This is a genomic window from Achromobacter sp. DH1f (genome assembly GCF_000633435.1).
Taxonomy (GTDB): Bacteria; Pseudomonadota; Gammaproteobacteria; order Burkholderiales; family Burkholderiaceae_B; genus Achromobacter; species Achromobacter deleyi.
On sequence record NZ_AYMF01000011.1, the window covers coordinates 227,882 to 242,914 of the forward strand.

Below are 15,033 nucleotides of genomic sequence, written 5' to 3' on the forward strand. Positions count from 1 at the left end.
GCACGAGGAGACAAGCGATGAGCAGCACAGCCAACAAGGTCGAGTTTCGGACCGACCCCGCCCAGTACCGCCATTGGCGCCTGACGTTCGACGGCCCGGTGGCCACCTTGGCGATGGATGTCGCCGAAGACGGCGGCCTGCGCCCCGGCTACAAGCTCAAGCTCAATTCGTACGACCTGGGCGTGGACATCGAACTGCACGACGCCCTGCAACGCATCCGCTTCGAGCACCCGGAAGTGCGCAGCGTGGTCGTCACCAGCATGAAAGACCGTATCTTCTGTTCGGGCGCCAACATTTTCATGCTGGGCCTGTCGTCGCACGCCTGGAAGGTGAACTTCTGCAAGTTCACCAACGAAACCCGTAACGGCATCGAAGACTCCAGCCGCCACAGCGGCCTGAAGTTCATCGCCGCGCTCAACGGCGCCTGCGCCGGCGGCGGCTACGAGCTGGCGCTGGCCTGCGACGAGATCCTGCTGATCGACGACCGCTCGTCGTCGGTCGCCTTGCCCGAAGTGCCGCTGCTGGGCGTGCTGCCCGGCACTGGCGGCCTGACCCGCGTGACCGACAAGCGCCGGGTGCGCCACGATCACGCCGATATCTTCTGCACCCTGGTCGAAGGCGTGCGCGGCCAGCGCGCCAAGGACTGGCGGCTGGTCGACGATGTGGTCAAGCCGGCCCAGTTCGAGGCCGCGGTGCGCGCCCGCGCGTTGGCGCTGGCCGATGGCAGCGGCCGCCCGCAGGGCGAGACCGGCGTGGCGCTGACGCCGTTGATGCGCGAAGAAAGCGCCGATGCCTTGTCATACCGCTATGTCGACGTGCAGCTCGACCGGGCCCGCCGCCAGGCCACCTGGACCGTGCGCGCCCCGCTGGCGCCGGTCGAATCCGAACTGCCGGACATCCTGGCCGCGGGCGCCGCCTGGTGGCCCTTGCAGATGGCGCGCGAACTGGACGACGCCATCCTGTCCTTGCGCACTAACGAGCTGGACATCGGCACCTGGATCCTCAAGACCGAGGGCGACGCCCAGGCCGTGCTGGCCGCCGACGCCGCGCTGCAACGCCATGCCGGCCACTGGTTCGTGCGCGAAACCGCCGGCCTGCTGCGCCGCACGCTGGCACGGCTGGACGTGACCTCGCGCAGCCTGTTCGCGCTGATCGAACCCGGTTCGTGTTTTGCCGGCACGCTGCTTGAACTGGCCCTGGCCGCCGACCGCAGCTACATGCTGGACAGCGACGCGGGCGAGGCCGCCGCCAGCCTGATCGTGGGCGAGGCCAACTTCGGCGCCTATCCGATGGTCAATGGCCAGAGCCGCCTGCAACGGCGCTTCTACGAAGAAGCGCCGCCGCTGGAGGCGGTGCGCGCCCGCGCCGGCCAGCCGCTGGCGGCCAAGGACGCGCTGGCGCTGGGCCTGGTGACCTTTGCGCCCGACAGCATCGACTGGGACGACGAGGTCCGCATGGTGCTGGAAGAACGCCGCGCGCTGTCGCCTGATGCGCTCACCGGCCTGGAGGCCAACCTGCGCTTCGGCGGCCGCGAAACCATGGAAACGCGCATCTTCGGCCGGCTGACCGCCTGGCAGAACTGGATTTTCAACCGCCCCAACGCCGCGGGCGAAAAGGGTGCGCTCAAGCTGTACGGCAAAGGCGAGCAGGCGACATTCGACTGGAACCGCGTCTGAGCGGCCCCACGATCAAAAAGAACCAGGAGCGAGACAATGTCAGGCATCAACTACACCGACAAGATCCCCAATAACGTCAACCTGTCCGGCGACCGCACGCTGCAGCGCGCGCTGGAACACTGGCAGCCCAACTACCTGCAATGGTGGCAGGACATGGGGCCGGACGGCTCGCATGGCTTTGACGTGTACCTGCGCACTGCGGTCAGCGTCGAGCCGGACGGCTGGGCGCATTTCAACCACGTGCGCATGCCGGACTACCGCTGGGGCATCTTCCTGGCGCCGCAGGACGGCCAGCGCAAGATCCACTTCGGCGAAAACATCGGCCGCGATGTCTGGCAGGACGTGCCCGGCGAACACCGCGCCAACCTGCGCCGCATCATCGTCACGCAGGGCGACACGGAGCCCGCGTCGATCGAACAGCAGCGCCACCTGGGCCTGACCGCGCCGTCGCAATACGACCTGCGCAACCTGTTCCAGATCAACGTCGAAGAAGGCCGCCACCTGTGGGCCATGGTGTACCTGCTGCACCGTTATTTTGGCCGCGATGGCCGCGAAGAGGCCGATGCGCTGCTGCAGCGCACATCGGGCGATTCGGACAACCCGCGCATCCTGGGCGCCTTCAATGAAAAGACGCCCGACTGGCTGGCGTTCTACATGTTCACCTACTTCACCGACCGCGACGGCAAGTTCCAGCTGTGCGCGCTGGCTGAATCCAGCTTCGACCCGCTGGCCCGCACCACCAAATTCATGCTGACCGAAGAAGCCCACCACATGTTCGTGGGCGAATCCGGCATCTCGCGCGTCATCCAGCGCACCTGCGAAGTGATGAATCAGTTAAAGACCGACGACCCGGCCAGCGTGCGCGCGGCCGGCGTGATCGACCTGCCCACCATCCAGCGCTACCTGAATTTCCACTACAGCGTCACCATCGACCTCTTTGGCGCCGACCAGTCGTCCAACGCCGCCATCTTCTATGGGTCGGGCCTGAAAGGTCGCTACGAAGAAAGCAAGCGCACCGACGACCACCAGCTCAAGAACGACACCTACCGCGTGCTGACGGTCAACAACGGCAAGCTTGGCGAAGCCGAGGTGCCGATGCTCAATGCCCTGAACGAAGTGCTGCGCGACGACTTCATCCGCGACTCCATCGCCGGCATCGGCCGCTGGAACAAGGTCATCGAAAAGAGCGGCATTGCGTTTCGCCTGCAAGTGCCGCACAAGGCCTTCAACCGCCAGATCGGCACGCTGGCCGGCATCCGCATGTCGCCCGAAGGCGAGGTGCTGTCCGAAGCGCAGTGGCAGGCCCACCGGCACCAGTGGCTGCCCACGCCCGAAGACCGCGAATTCGTGGCCTCGCTGATGGGCCGCGTCACCGAGCCGGGCAAGTTCGCCAACTGGATCGCGCCGCCGGTCATGGGCGTGAACCGCCAGCCGGTGAATTTCGAGTACGTCCGTTTCAACTGAGGCCCGGCGGCGGCGCGCGGCGCCGCCGCGGTGCGTATTGGGATGACCGCGATGAACGCAGCCCTGCCCGTAGATGTCCTGAAGCAGCATCTCATCGATCCCGAGATCTGCATCCGCTGCAATACCTGCGAAGAAACCTGTCCGGTCGACGCGATCACGCACGACAGCAACAACTATGTGGTCGACCCCGACATCTGCAACGGTTGCATGGCCTGTGTGCCGCCGTGCCCGACGGGGTCCATCGACAACTGGCGGCTGGTCGTGCGCGCCCAGGCCTACACGCTGGCGGACCAGCTGGGCTGGGATGAACTGCCGCGCGAAGAAGCGCTGCCCGAGGCGGCCGCGGCAGTCTTGCCGCCGGCCGATGCCACCGCGCCGGAACCGCCCGCGAACGTGGCCTACACCGCGGCCGGCGCCAGCGTGCCGCCCTGGTCGGCGGCGCATCCGTACGTCAACCTCTACACCCACAAGACGCCCGTCACCGCGACGGTGGTGGGCAACTACCGCGTCACCGGCGCGGACACCGACAGCGACATCCACCACCTCGTGCTGGACTTCGGCGAGCTGCCGTTCCCGGTGCTGGAAGGCCAGTCCATCGGCATCCTGCCGCCGGGCGTCGATGCGCAAGGCCGGCCGCACCACGCGCGCCAATATTCGCTTGCCAGCCCGCGCGACGGCGAACGCGCCGGCTACAACAACCTGTCGCTGACCGTGAAGCGCGTCACCGAAGACCATCAGGGCAACGCCGCCCACGGGGTGTGTTCGAACTACCTGTGCGACCTGGCCAAGCACGATACGGTGCAGGTCATCGGCCCTTTCGGCCAGACCTTCCTGATGCCCAATCATCCGCGGGCCAATCTCATCATGATCTGCACTGGCACGGGGTCGGCGCCCATGCGCGCCATGACCGAACGCTATCGCCGCCGCATCGACACCGGCGAGAACGGCCGGCTGATGCTGTTCTTCGGCGCGCGCACCGAGCGCGAGCTGCCGTACTTCGGCCCGCTGATGAAACTGCCGCGCGACTTCATCGACATCAACCTGGCGCTGTCCCGCGAGGCGAGCCAGCCCAAGCGCTACGTGCAGGACCTCATCCGCGAGCGCGCCGCCGATGTGCTTGGCCTGCTGGCCGACCGCAACACCTGCATCTACGTGTGCGGATTGAAGGGCATGGAAGTCGGCGTGCTGGACGCGCTGCGCGAGGTGACGATGCAATCGGGGCAGGATTGGACTATCCTGCATGACGTGTTGCGCCGCGAGGGGCGGCTGCACTTCGAAACCTACTGACGTCGAGATCCATCGACTCGGAACCGGCGCGGCAAGGCGTGGCAATCCTGGCGCCCGCTGCCGCGCCGATTGCATCGCGAGGGGAAGTCCACCCATGAAGTTCGCCGATTTCAAGGACGGCATGCTGATCAAGGCCGGTCCTGTCACCATCACCGAAGCCGAGATTCTCGAGTTCGCCCGCAAGTACGATCCCCAATGGTTCCACACCGACGTCCAGCGCGCCGCCGAAGGCCGCTGGGGCGGCCTCATCGCCAGCGGCTGGCACACCTGCGCGCTGGCCATGCGCATGGCGGTGGACTCGGCGCTGCACGATTCCGAATCCTTCGGCTCGCCCGGCCTGGGCGAAGTGCGCTGGCGCACGCCGGTGCGTCCCGGCGACCAGCTGCGGCTGGAAGCCCGTGTGCAGGGCGTGCGTACGTCGTCGTCGCGTCCCGACCTGGGCATCATCACCTGGGCCTGGACGGTGCTGAACCAGCACGACGAAGGCGTGCTGGAACTGGACGCCACCAGCCTGTTCGACTTGTCAGGCGACTGATTCCGTCGCAGGCCCTTCGGTTCGCGCCGCGTCCGCCGGCCGCCGGCTCCATGTCGCAGTTCGCTTGCCGGCCAGGCCGATAGCCCCCTAACATGACTGCGTCGTGGGCGAATTGCGTCCATTGATCCCGAAAGCCCGCCCAGGATACTGAGCGGGCTTTTTGCATGGGGCCAATGAATCCGGCATCGCCCCAGCCATATCTCGCCCACCCGCATTGTGCCGGTGGGCTTTTTTTTTCGGCGGCGCTGCCGCGTTCTGTCTTCAAGGGCCCTTCATGCAAATCCTCAAACCCATCAAGGTCGGCCAGGCGCCGAACGACCAGACCGGCGATACCCTGCGCGACGCGATGGTCGTCGTGAACGAGAACTTCACCAAGACTCGCAGCGGCGTGGATGCCGTGGAAGTCGCGGTAGCCGCTGCGCAGCGCAAGGCGGACGCCGCCATTCCCGCCGCGGAAAAAGGCGCGGCCGGCGGCGTGACGCCACTGGATGCGGCAGGCAAGGTGCCGGCCGCGCATCTGCCGGAACCCGCCATTCCGCTGGCACAGAAGGCGGCGCCGGGCGGTGTCGCACCGCTGGATGAAGGCAGCCGGGTGCCGGTCGATTTCCTGCCGGTCACGGAACCGGCAGTGCCGTTGGCGCAGAAGGGCCAGCCCGGCGGCGTCGCCACGCTGGCGGCAGATGGCAAGATCACGCCGCTGCAATTGCCCGACCTGATTCCGGTCGCGGAAAAGGCGCAGCCCTATGGCGTTGCGACGCTCGCCGTCGACGGCAAGATCGACCCGTCGCAGTTGCCGGCGCTGATCCCGGTGGCCGAGAAAGGCCGCGCCAACGGCGTGGCGATGCTGGGCGCCGATGGCCGCGTGCCCGCCGTGCAACTGCCCGCGGTGCAGGACGCCGTGCCGCTGGCGGAAAAAGGCCTGCCGGGTGGCGTGGCCACGTTGGGGGGCGACGGCCGCGTGCCGGTCGAGCAGATGCCGCCGATTCCCATGGGCCTGCCGGTTGCCACGATGGCATGGTGGCCGTTGCGCGCCTCCATCCCGGCCGGGCAGATTCCCGCGGACGGCCAGACCATTTCGCGCGCCACCTTTCCCGACCTGGCCGCCATGGTGACGGGGGGCAGGGTGCCCGTCGTGCCAGAGGCGGATTGGCTGGCCGACCCGCTCAAGCGCGGCAGCTACACGCTCGGCGACGGGGCCTTGACGATACGCGTGCCGGACATGAATGGTGTCGCCAGCGGTTCGCTGGCGGCGATGGTGTTGCGGGGCGACGGCGCGAGATCCGCAGGCACGCCGGGCAGGCTGCAGGTAGATCAACTGGGTCCGATGGACTACCGCGTGGTCAGCGGATTCAACCAGGCGACCAACGTCCTGGCCGATGGGTCGTTGAACGCCGTGATGCCTTCGGGGAATTTCGTCGGCTACACATTCACGACGACTCGGCAAACCACGTCCGGCAATCGATGGATTGCCAACACCGGCGACGAAACGCGGATGGCCAATGCCACGGGGGTATGGACGATACATGCCTTCGCAGCGGTGACCAATCCAGGGGTTGCGGACGCCGCGCAGCTCGCCAGCGATTTCGCGGTCCTGAATGCCGCCTTTCAAGCCTTGAAAGGACAGACCTTGGGGTTTGGCCAAACGCTGCAGGATATGCAGGGCCAGCGTGCATTTGGTCCAACCTATGTCAATGCCACCGGACGCCCCATTTGCGTTTATGTATGGGGCAGTACGGCATCGTCCGCCGGCGGAAACATGTATCTGACGATCAATTCGGTCATGGCCACGCGTGTCATCGCAACGGGCAACGGCGTTACGTTAGCGATGAATTCGGTGGTGCCGTCGGGCGCGAGCTACGCCGTTCTATTCGACAACATGAGTTTTGGTGGGTGGCGCGAGTACAGGTAGCCGCCTCAGGGTCTATTGAAGACATCTCGATCAGCCAATTCTTTTCAATGCCCGCCAGCGAGCCCGCTTGCGGCCTTTTTTTGCGGTCCCGATGCAGAGACCGCTTCCGAGAGCTTTCCCATGCAAATCCTCAAACCCATCAAGGTCGGCCAGGCGCCGAACGACCAGACCGGCGACACGCTGCGTGATGCCATGGTCGTCGTCAACGAGAACTTCACCAAGACTCGCAGCGGCGTCGACGCCGTGGAAGTCGCGGCGGCGGCCGCGCAGCGCAAGGCGGACGCCGCCATTCCCGCCACGGAAAAGGGCGCCGCGGGTGGCGTGACGCCACTGGACGCCGCCGGCAAGGTGCCCGCCGCGCATCTGCCGGAACCGGCCATCCCGCTCGCACAGAAAGCAGCGCCCGGCGGCGTCGCGCCGCTGGACGAAGGCAGCCGCGTGCCGGTGGATTTCCTGCCGATCACGGAGCCGGCCGTGCCCTTGGCGCAAAAGGGCCAGCCCGGCGGCGTCGCCACCCTGGCCGCGGATGGCAAGATCGCGCCGGTGCAATTGCCCGACCTGATTCCCGCCGCCGAAAAGGCGCAGCCGAACGGCGTTGCCACCTTGGCGGCAGACGGCCGGATCGTGGCGGGCCAGTTGCCCGCGTTGATACCCGCCGCCGACAAAGGCCGGCCCGGCGGTGTACCGACGCTGGACGCCGAAGGCCGTGTGCCTGCTGCGCAATTGCCGGCGATGCAGGATGCCGTGCCGCTCGCTGAAAAAGGGCAGCCCGGCGGCGTGGCGACGTTGGCCGCCGATGGCCGCGTGCCCGTCACGCAATTGCCGCCGATCGACAGCATTCCGCTGGGTTTCGTGACGTGGTGGCCGAGCCGTACGGCGATTCCCGCCGGTTGGGCGCCGCTGGACGGGCAGGTGATCAACCGGGCGACGTATCCGGATATGTGGGCGAGCGTGCAGGCGGGTAAATTTCCGGTGGTGCCGGAGGCCACTTGGCAAAGCGATGCGACGACGCGGGCCAGCTATACAACAGGTGACGGGGCGACCACGCTGCGCGTGCCAGATTTGAACGGAAAGTCGGCCGGCACTGTGGGAGCGGTATTGCTGCGGGGCGATGGGGCGTTGTCTGTCGGGACGGACGGGCTGATTCAGCGCGATGCGATGCAGTGGATCGCGGCGGAGCAGGCGCTTGCCTACGGCGTGATCAGCGGTGCGGGCACGGGTGTCTTCGGCGGTAGCCGTCAGGGTGACCGTGTGGCGCGGACGTCCCCGGCCTATCCCGTCAACAACGGCGGAGATACGTTGAGGTTCGACAACTCGCTGAGTGCGCGGACGGCTAGCGAGAATCGCCCGCTGAATGCCACCGGCTGCTGGGTGGTGAAGCTGTTCGGCGTGGTCAACAACCCGGGTGCTGTAGATGCTGCACAACTGGCCTCCGACCTTGCCCAGGCGCAGTCCGCGCTTCAACAATTGAAGAGCCAGGTATTCGGCACCGGGCAAAAGCTACGTCAGCGCACCACGGTATTGCGTACGTGGTATCAGAACACGACGGGTCGTCCCATCATGGTGGGATCGCGCTTCATCGGGACCGCCGCCGGAACCATTCTTGTTGCCGGCTACTTCAACAACGCGGCTAATGGCGCGGATGCGGTGACCTATCACTATGAAACCATCCCGGGGGGCTACGCAGGCATGCGATGTGGGTTCACCATGCAGGTTCCCCCCGGTTTATGGTGGACGGTGGATGCGGTGAATGCCGATGTCGACACGGGTTTCAGCTGGGAATACGCCTGACGCCTTATCGCCTCACGGCCGCCGCATCGCCTTCAAGACATTCACCCCATCCGGCCCTGCCGCCGCCTCCCATTGCTTCACCGAATCCGCCGCCGCGTCCTTCAGCGCCTTGCGCACCGACATCGGCACCGCCGTGTCGATCGTCACGCCGTTCTTGCGCATGTTGGCGTAGTTCTGCTGCAGCCGGCCTTCGATGCGCTTCCATTGCTCGGCCTCGGTCTGGGCGGCGGCCTGGTCGATGGCACGGCGCGACTTCGCATCCAGCGCCTGGTAGGCCTGCAGGTTCATCGTCGCCACCGACACCGGCATGGCGTAGTTGATCTCGGCAAAACGCGGCAGGTGTTCCCACAGCTTGCGGCCCGCGCCGCCGTCGCCCGACGACAGCACCGCGTTGACCTCGCCCGAGGCGATGCGCGGCATAGCGTCGGCGAACGATATGTTCTGCGCGCGGGCGCCGGCTTTCTGCATCACGTCCTGCGACGTGGTGTCGTACGTACGGATGCTCAGCGCCTTCAGCGCCGCCACGCTGTCCACTTTCTCTTTGGACCAGATGCCCGAGGCCGGCCAGGGCGTGGTGTAGAGCAGCTTCTGGCCGTGCGCGGCCAGCAGCTTTTCATAGGCAGGGCGGGCGGACTTGTTCAAGGCGCGTGCCTTGCTCAGCGAGTCGGCCAGGAAGGGCAGCGACGACACGCCGAACAGCGGGTACTTCGCCGCCAGGGCGCCGGCAAAGGCGTCGCCGGCATCGACCTTGCGCGCTTGCACGGCATCGATCATGTCGCCCGACTTGATGCCGCGCGCGGCGTCGAAGCTTGCGTCAATGAGCACCTGGCCGCCGCTCTTGCTGCGCACCAGGTCGGCGAAGGTGGACACGCCTTGTCCCGGCATCGACGTGGCCGGGTACTCGGTGGTCATGGTGAGGGTGGTGGCGGCAAAGGCGCCGTGGCCCGCGAAAGCAATGACAACGCCCGCCAACAGGCGGAATGAGGGACTGCGAAGCATGCGCGACTCCTGGTCGTGACGGAAAATCCGGGGTCGGGCAGGCGATGCAGCGGGCCGGCGCCAGGCCAATGCCGCAAAGCGTACGGCAAGGCCGGTGGCGCGGCTAGTTCTTGATTACCCTGAAGGCGTGTCGCGGCGCATGAAAAAGCCGCCTCGGGGTGAACTGACCCCGGGCGGCTTGTCGGTGCAGGCAAGCGGGGCGGCTATCGATGGCCCCGTTGCCTGCCTGGCGTTACGCAGGCGATCAATAGAACGCCTGGATGCCGGTCTGCGCACGGCCCAGGATCAGGGCGTGCACGTCGTGCGTGCCTTCGTAGGTGTTGACCACTTCCAGGTTCACCAGGTGGCGGGCCACGCCGAATTCATCGGAGATGCCGTTGCCGCCCAGCATGTCGCGGGCCAGGCGGGCGATGTCCAGCGCCTTGCCGCAGGAATTGCGCTTCATGATCGAGGTGATCTCGACGGCGGCGGTGCCTTCGTCCTTCATGCGGCCCAGGCGCAGGCAGCCTTGCAGCGCCAGCGTGATTTCGGTCTGCATGTCGGCCAGCTTCTTCTGGATCAGCTGGTTGGCGGCCAGGGGGCGGCCGAACTGCTTGCGGTCCAGGGTGTACTGGCGGGCCGTGTGCCAGCAGGCTTCGGCGGCGCCGACAGCGCCCCAGGCGATGCCGTAGCGGGCGGAATTCAGGCAGGTGAACGGACCCTTCAGGCCGGACACGCCGGGCATCATCTGGTCGGCGGACACTTCCACTTCGTCCATGACGATTTCGCCGGTGATCGAGGCGCGCAGGCCGACCTTGCCGTGGATGGCGGGAGCCGACAGGCCCTTGGTGCCCTTGTCCAGGATGAAGCCGCGGATCTTGCCGTCGAATTCACCGCCGACGCACTTGGCCCACACCACGAACACGTCGGCGATGGGCGAGTTGGTGATCCACATCTTATTGCCGGACAGCTTGTAGCCGTCGGCCGTCTTGACGGCGCGGGTTTCCATGTTGCCCGGGTCCGAGCCGTGGTTCGGTTCGGTCAGGCCGAAGCAGCCGATCCACTCGCCGCGGGCCAGCTTGGGCAGGTACTTCTGCTTTTGCGCTTCGCTGCCGAATTCGTTGATGGGCACCATCACCAGCGACGACTGCACGCTCATCATCGAGCGGTAGCCCGAGTCGATGCGTTCGACTTCGCGGGCGATCAGGCCGTAGCTGACGTAGTTCAGGCCGGCACCGCCGTATTCGGCGGGGATGGTGGCGCCCAGAAGGCCCAGCTCACCCATTTCGGAGAAGATTTCCGGGTCGGTCTTTTCGTTGCGGAAGGCGTTCAGCACGCGCGGGGCCAGCTTGTCCTGCGAATAGGCGTAGGCGGCATCGCGCACCATGCGTTCTTCTTCGGTGAGCTGCTGGTCCAGCAACAGGGGGTCTTGCCAATGGAAGGAAGGATTCGAGGACATGCTGGGTCTCCGCTATGGATTTCCGTTTTCGGAATCTGGAAAGTTTAAACCTAAAATAATTCGGGCGGCAAGCCGGGGGTTGCGCGACGCGCGCCTGCGCGCCGCTCGTGGCCTGGCTGCCGGTCGGGGATCAGTGCTGGGCCTTGAGCGCGGCGTCGCGGATCTTGTCCAGCGTGGTGGATGGCGTGATGGCCTGCGGGTCGATGAAGCAGTGCAGGATCGCCGGCTTGCCGCTGGCCAGGGCGCGTTCGAACGCCGGGCCGAACTGCTCGTTGGTCTCGACACGTTCGCCGTGGCCGCCAAAGGCGCGGGCGTAGTCGGCGAAATCCGGGTTCTTCAGCTCGGTCGCGGAAATGCGGCCGGGGTAGTGCTTTTCCTGGTGCATGCGGATGGTGCCGTACATGCCGTTGTCGACCAGCACCACGATGATGGGCAGGTCGTACTGCACCGCCGTGGCGAATTCCTGGCCGTGCATCAAAAAGCAGCCGTCGCCGGCAAAGCAGACCACGGTCTTGTCGGGCCAGACGCGCTTGGCGCCCACGGCCGCGGGCAGGCCGTAGCCCATCGAGCCCGAGGTGGGGGCCAACTGCGTGCCGTAGCGCGTGAAGAGGTGAAAGCGATGCAGCCAGGTGGCGTAGTTGCCTGCGCCGTTGGTCATGATGGCGTCGGCCGGCAGTGTCTTTTCCAGGTAGGCCATGACCTGGCCCATCTGCAGCACGCCCGGCGTGGTGACGGCGGCCGGGTCGCTCCATTTCAGGTACGACTCGCGCATGGCCTGCGTGCCTTCGGCCCAGGCGGGCTGGGCGGGGGCCTTCAGGCCGGCCAGCGCGTCGGCGAAGGCCGCGGGGGACGTGTTGATGGCCAGCGTGGGGCGATAGACGCGCGCCAGTTCGCCAGCATCCGGATGCACGTGCACGAGCTTCTGCCTGGGCACGGGGATGTCGAACAGTGTGTAGGCCTGGCTGGGGTTTTCGGACATGCGCCCGCCCACCAGCAGCACCAGGTCGGCGTCGGCCACGCGCTTGAGCAGGGCAGGGTTGATGCCCAGGCCGACGTCGCCGATGAAGCAGGGGTGGTCGGCCGGGAACAGCATCTGGCGGCGGAACGACACGGCCGTGGGCAGCGCATGGCGCTGCGCGAAATCGGCAAACTGCTGCACCGCGCGCGCATCCCAGCGGGTGCCGCCCAGAATGGCGACCGGGTTGCGGGCCTGGGCCAGCAGCTGTTGCAGGTCGGCCAGCTGGCCGGCCGTGGGGGCGGCGTCGATGACTTCGTAGCGCGGCGCGTCGGCCACCTTGGCCGCTTCGACCAGCATGTCTTCGGGCAGCGCGATCACGACGGGGCCGGGGCGGCCCGAGGTAGCCACGTGGAAGGCGCGCGAGATCAGTTCGGGAATGCGTTCGACCTGGTCGATTTCAGTGACCCACTTGGCCTGCGTGCCGAAGACGGCGCGGTAGTCCATTTCCTGGAAGGCTTCGCGTTCGCGCATGCCGCGTTCGATCTGGCCGACGAACAGGATCATGGGGGTGGAGTCCTGCTTGGCGATGTGCACGCCGGCCAGCGCGTTGGACGCGCCCGGGCCGCGGGTGACCATGCAGATGCCGGGTTCGCCGGTGAGCTTGCCGTGCGCGTCGGCCATCATGGCCGCGCCGCCTTCCTGGCGGCACACCGTGACCTTGATGTCGGCATCGTGCAGGCCGTCCAGCACCGCCAGGTAGCTCTCGCCGGGAACGCAGAAAACGTGTTTGACGCCCTGGGCGACCAGTTGGTCTACCAGGATATGGCCGCCAAGGCGGGAATCTTGCTGGGACATGGTGGGGGACGTAGTAAGCCGAGGTTGGGACTCCCGAGCATAATGTTCCTTGATCGCACAACGCAATTGATAAAATTGCACAATCTAGTGACCCCCCGGCACGACCCCCGATGCTGCGCCGCGATAAGCGGGCTGCGGGTTTTCCCGGGTTTTTCGGTTTTTTTCCAGGCGGTTCCCGCTCCATGAGAAACGGCATTCCCAACCTGAGCGCGTTGCAGGCCTTCGAGGCATCTGCCCGTCTGGGCAGCTTTTCGCGGGCGGCCGAAGAACTGTCCCTGACCCACAGCGCCATCCACCGCCAGGTCGCCAGCCTGGAAGCCCGCCTGGGGGTGCAACTGTTCACCCGCGTGCGGCGGCGCATCGTGCTGACCGACCATGGCGCGGAATACGCCGGCCGCATCCGCCACCACCTGGACCAGATCGAGAAAGACACCTTCGGCCTGGTCAGCCGCACCGGCATGGGCCGCAGCATCCACATTGCCGTGGTGCCCACGCTGGCGACCACCTGGCTGATTCCGCGGCTGGCTGACTTCCAGCGCGAACAGCCGGACATCACCGTCAGCCTGTCGGTGCGCACCTTGCCCTTCCAGTTCAAGGACCAGCCGTTCGACGGTGCGCTGTACCACGGCGATACGCTATGGCCGGGCACCCAGGGCGTGCTGCTGTTTCCCGAGCGCGAACTGGTGCCGGTGTGCGCTCCGGCGCTGGCGGCCCGGGTCACCGAGGCCGGCGCCAGCGCGCTGGCCGGCATGACCCACCTGCACCTGAGTTCGCGCCCCGACGCCTGGCGCCAGTGGTATGGCGCCCACAACTACCTGTATGGCCCCCAGGCCGCCGGCGGTCCGCGCTACGAGCTGTTCACCATGGTGATGGCCGCGGTGCAGGCCGGCCTGGGCGTGGGCCTGATGCCGCGCTTCCTGGCGCAGCCGGCGCTGGACCAGGGCACGCTGGCCATGCCGGTGCCGCAGGCCTTGACGGTCAGCCAGGGCTATTACTTCGGTTATCCGCTGCGCAGCGAACGATCGGACGCGCTCAAGCTGTTCGAAGCCTGGCTCAAGTCGGCCGCCGCCGCGGTGGCCGGCCGCTGACGCCGCCGTAGAATGGGGCCAATTTCTTCAGTCCTTGCCATGCCAGAACCCCGCCCCGCGCTAGCGTCCCAGCCCGACATCGACGCCTTCATCGACGCCGTCTGGCTCGAAGACGGCCTGTCCGCCAATACCCTGGCCGCCTACCGCCGCGACCTGACGGGGTTCGCACGCTGGCTGGAAGACCCCGAGGCCTATGCCCGCGAGATGGCCGATCGCTACGGCGACGCGGCGTCCCCCCATGCCTTGCCGGCCGGTCCCGCCAAACCCCTGGCCGAGGCGGACAAGGGCGACATCGAAGCCTGGTTCGCCTTTCGCCACGAGGAAACCCGCGCTACCACCGCCAATCGGCGCCTGGCGGCCCTGCGGCGCTTCTATGCGTGGGCGCTGCGCGAGCACCGCGCGCCGAGCGATCCCTGCCTGACGCTGGTGGCTGCCAAGCAGCCGCCGCGCCTGCCCAAGACGTTGTCCGAGCAGCAGGTGGATGCGTTGCTGCGCGCGCCCGACCTGGGTCAGCCGCGCGGCCTGCGTGATCGCGCCATGCTCGAAACGCTGTACGCCACCGGCCTGCGCGTGTCCGAACTGGTGGGCGTGCGGGCGCTGGATGTCAGCCTGAACGAAGGCGTGGTGCGCGTGGTGCTGGGCAAGGGCGGCAAGGATCGCCTGGTGCCGCTGGGCGCCGAGGCCGCGCACTGGATCGACCAATACCTGAAAACCGCGCGGCCCGAACTGGCCGCCGGCCGCGTCAGCGATGCGCTGTTCATCACCGGCCGCGCCGAAGCCATGTCGCGCCAGGCGTTCTGGCAACTGGTGAAGAAATACGCGCTGCTGGCCGGCGTGAATGCGCCGTTGTCACCGCACGTGCTGCGCCACGCCTTTGCCACGCACCTGCTGAACCACGGCGCCGATCTGCGCGTGGTGCAGATGCTGCTGGGCCACGCGGATATTTCCACCACGCAGATCTACACCCACGTGGCGCGCGAACGCCTGAAGGCGCTGCACGCCGCGCATCATCCTCGGGGCTGACGCCGGGTCG

At 66.9% G+C, this 15,033-nt stretch carries 11 protein-coding genes; 8 read left to right on the forward strand and 3 right to left on the reverse strand.

Annotation, left to right across the window (positions count from 1 at the left end; all coding sequences use genetic code 11):
* The first annotated feature begins 17 nt into the window (after positions 1–17).
* The 6 genes from boxC (at position 18) to U858_RS0112120 (ending at position 8,662) form a co-directional block, all read left to right on the forward strand.
* A complete protein-coding gene (boxC, locus tag U858_RS0112095) occupies positions 18–1,676 on the forward strand; it encodes a 2,3-epoxybenzoyl-CoA dihydrolase (RefSeq protein ID WP_025137418.1) in 1,659 nt (552 codons plus the stop codon).
* Between the two features lie 36 nt (positions 1,677–1,712).
* Entirely contained in the window at positions 1,713–3,140 is a 1,428-nt protein-coding gene (boxB, locus tag U858_RS0112100; RefSeq protein ID WP_025137419.1) for a benzoyl-CoA 2,3-epoxidase subunit BoxB, read from the forward strand.
* Between the two features lie 51 nt (positions 3,141–3,191).
* Positions 3,192–4,427 carry a benzoyl-CoA 2,3-epoxidase subunit BoxA gene (boxA, locus tag U858_RS0112105; RefSeq protein WP_025137420.1) on the forward strand — a complete coding sequence of 412 codons (1,236 nt, stop codon included), beginning with the start codon at positions 3,192–3,194 and terminating at the stop codon, positions 4,425–4,427.
* Positions 4,428–4,521: 94 nt separating this feature from the next.
* Complete coding sequence (locus tag U858_RS0112110; RefSeq protein ID WP_025137421.1) at positions 4,522–4,962, forward strand: MaoC family dehydratase; 441 nt, start codon at positions 4,522–4,524, stop codon at positions 4,960–4,962.
* A 274-nt stretch (positions 4,963–5,236) separates the two neighbouring features.
* Positions 5,237–6,871, forward strand: a complete 1,635-nt coding sequence (locus U858_RS0112115; protein WP_025137422.1) for a tail fiber protein 2 — start codon at positions 5,237–5,239, stop codon at positions 6,869–6,871.
* Positions 6,872–6,991: 120 nt separating this feature from the next.
* Positions 6,992–8,662 (forward strand): phage tail protein, encoded by a 1,671-nt coding sequence (locus U858_RS0112120; protein ID WP_025137423.1) that lies wholly within the window; start codon positions 6,992–6,994, stop codon positions 8,660–8,662.
* A 12-nt stretch (positions 8,663–8,674) separates the two neighbouring features.
* Here U858_RS0112120 and U858_RS0112125 read toward each other — a convergent pair whose 3' ends face one another.
* The 3 genes from U858_RS0112125 to U858_RS0112135 form a co-directional block, all read right to left on the reverse strand.
* A complete protein-coding gene (locus tag U858_RS0112125; RefSeq protein ID WP_025137424.1) occupies positions 8,675–9,661 on the reverse strand; it encodes a TRAP transporter substrate-binding protein in 987 nt (328 codons plus the stop codon).
* Between the two features lie 244 nt (positions 9,662–9,905).
* Positions 9,906–11,099 (reverse strand): acyl-CoA dehydrogenase, encoded by a 1,194-nt coding sequence (locus U858_RS0112130; protein WP_025137425.1) that lies wholly within the window; start codon positions 11,097–11,099, stop codon positions 9,906–9,908.
* 130 nt (positions 11,100–11,229) lie between these two features.
* The gene (locus U858_RS0112135) at positions 11,230–12,912 is read right to left on the reverse strand and encodes a thiamine pyrophosphate-binding protein (RefSeq protein ID WP_025137426.1); all 1,683 of its coding nucleotides are present in this window, start codon (positions 12,910–12,912) and stop codon (positions 11,230–11,232) included.
* Between the two features lie 182 nt (positions 12,913–13,094).
* Between U858_RS0112135 and U858_RS0112140 the strand changes: the two genes are divergently transcribed.
* Positions 13,095–14,000, forward strand: a complete 906-nt coding sequence (locus U858_RS0112140) for a LysR substrate-binding domain-containing protein (RefSeq protein WP_025137427.1) — start codon at positions 13,095–13,097, stop codon at positions 13,998–14,000.
* A gap of 39 nt (positions 14,001–14,039) precedes the next feature.
* Positions 14,040–15,023, forward strand: coding sequence for a site-specific tyrosine recombinase XerD (xerD, locus tag U858_RS0112145; protein WP_025137428.1), 984 nt, complete (start codon positions 14,040–14,042; stop codon positions 15,021–15,023).
* Positions 15,024–15,033 lie beyond the last annotated feature (10 nt).

What these genes read in the sequence shown, in the direction of transcription:
- U858_RS0112140 (WP_025137427.1), top strand. Translation starts at nt 13,095, where the DNA reads ATGAGAAACGGCATTCCCAACCTGAGCGCGTTGCAGGCCTTCGAGGCA.
- xerD (WP_025137428.1), top strand. Translation starts at nt 14,040, where the DNA reads ATGCCAGAACCCCGCCCCGCGCTAGCGTCCCAGCCCGACATCGACGCC.
- U858_RS0112135 (WP_025137426.1), bottom strand. Translation starts at nt 12,912, where the DNA reads ATGTCCCAGCAAGATTCCCGCCTTGGCGGCCATATCCTGGTAGACCAA.
- boxB (WP_025137419.1), top strand. Translation starts at nt 1,713, where the DNA reads ATGTCAGGCATCAACTACACCGACAAGATCCCCAATAACGTCAACCTG.
- U858_RS0112120 (WP_025137423.1), top strand. Translation starts at nt 6,992, where the DNA reads ATGCAAATCCTCAAACCCATCAAGGTCGGCCAGGCGCCGAACGACCAG.
- U858_RS0112130 (WP_025137425.1), bottom strand. Translation starts at nt 11,099, where the DNA reads ATGTCCTCGAATCCTTCCTTCCATTGGCAAGACCCCCTGTTGCTGGAC.
- boxA (WP_025137420.1), top strand. Translation starts at nt 3,192, where the DNA reads ATGAACGCAGCCCTGCCCGTAGATGTCCTGAAGCAGCATCTCATCGAT.
- U858_RS0112125 (WP_025137424.1), bottom strand. Translation starts at nt 9,661, where the DNA reads ATGCTTCGCAGTCCCTCATTCCGCCTGTTGGCGGGCGTTGTCATTGCT.
- U858_RS0112110 (WP_025137421.1), top strand. Translation starts at nt 4,522, where the DNA reads ATGAAGTTCGCCGATTTCAAGGACGGCATGCTGATCAAGGCCGGTCCT.
- U858_RS0112115 (WP_025137422.1), top strand. Translation starts at nt 5,237, where the DNA reads ATGCAAATCCTCAAACCCATCAAGGTCGGCCAGGCGCCGAACGACCAG.
- boxC (WP_025137418.1), top strand. Translation starts at nt 18, where the DNA reads ATGAGCAGCACAGCCAACAAGGTCGAGTTTCGGACCGACCCCGCCCAG.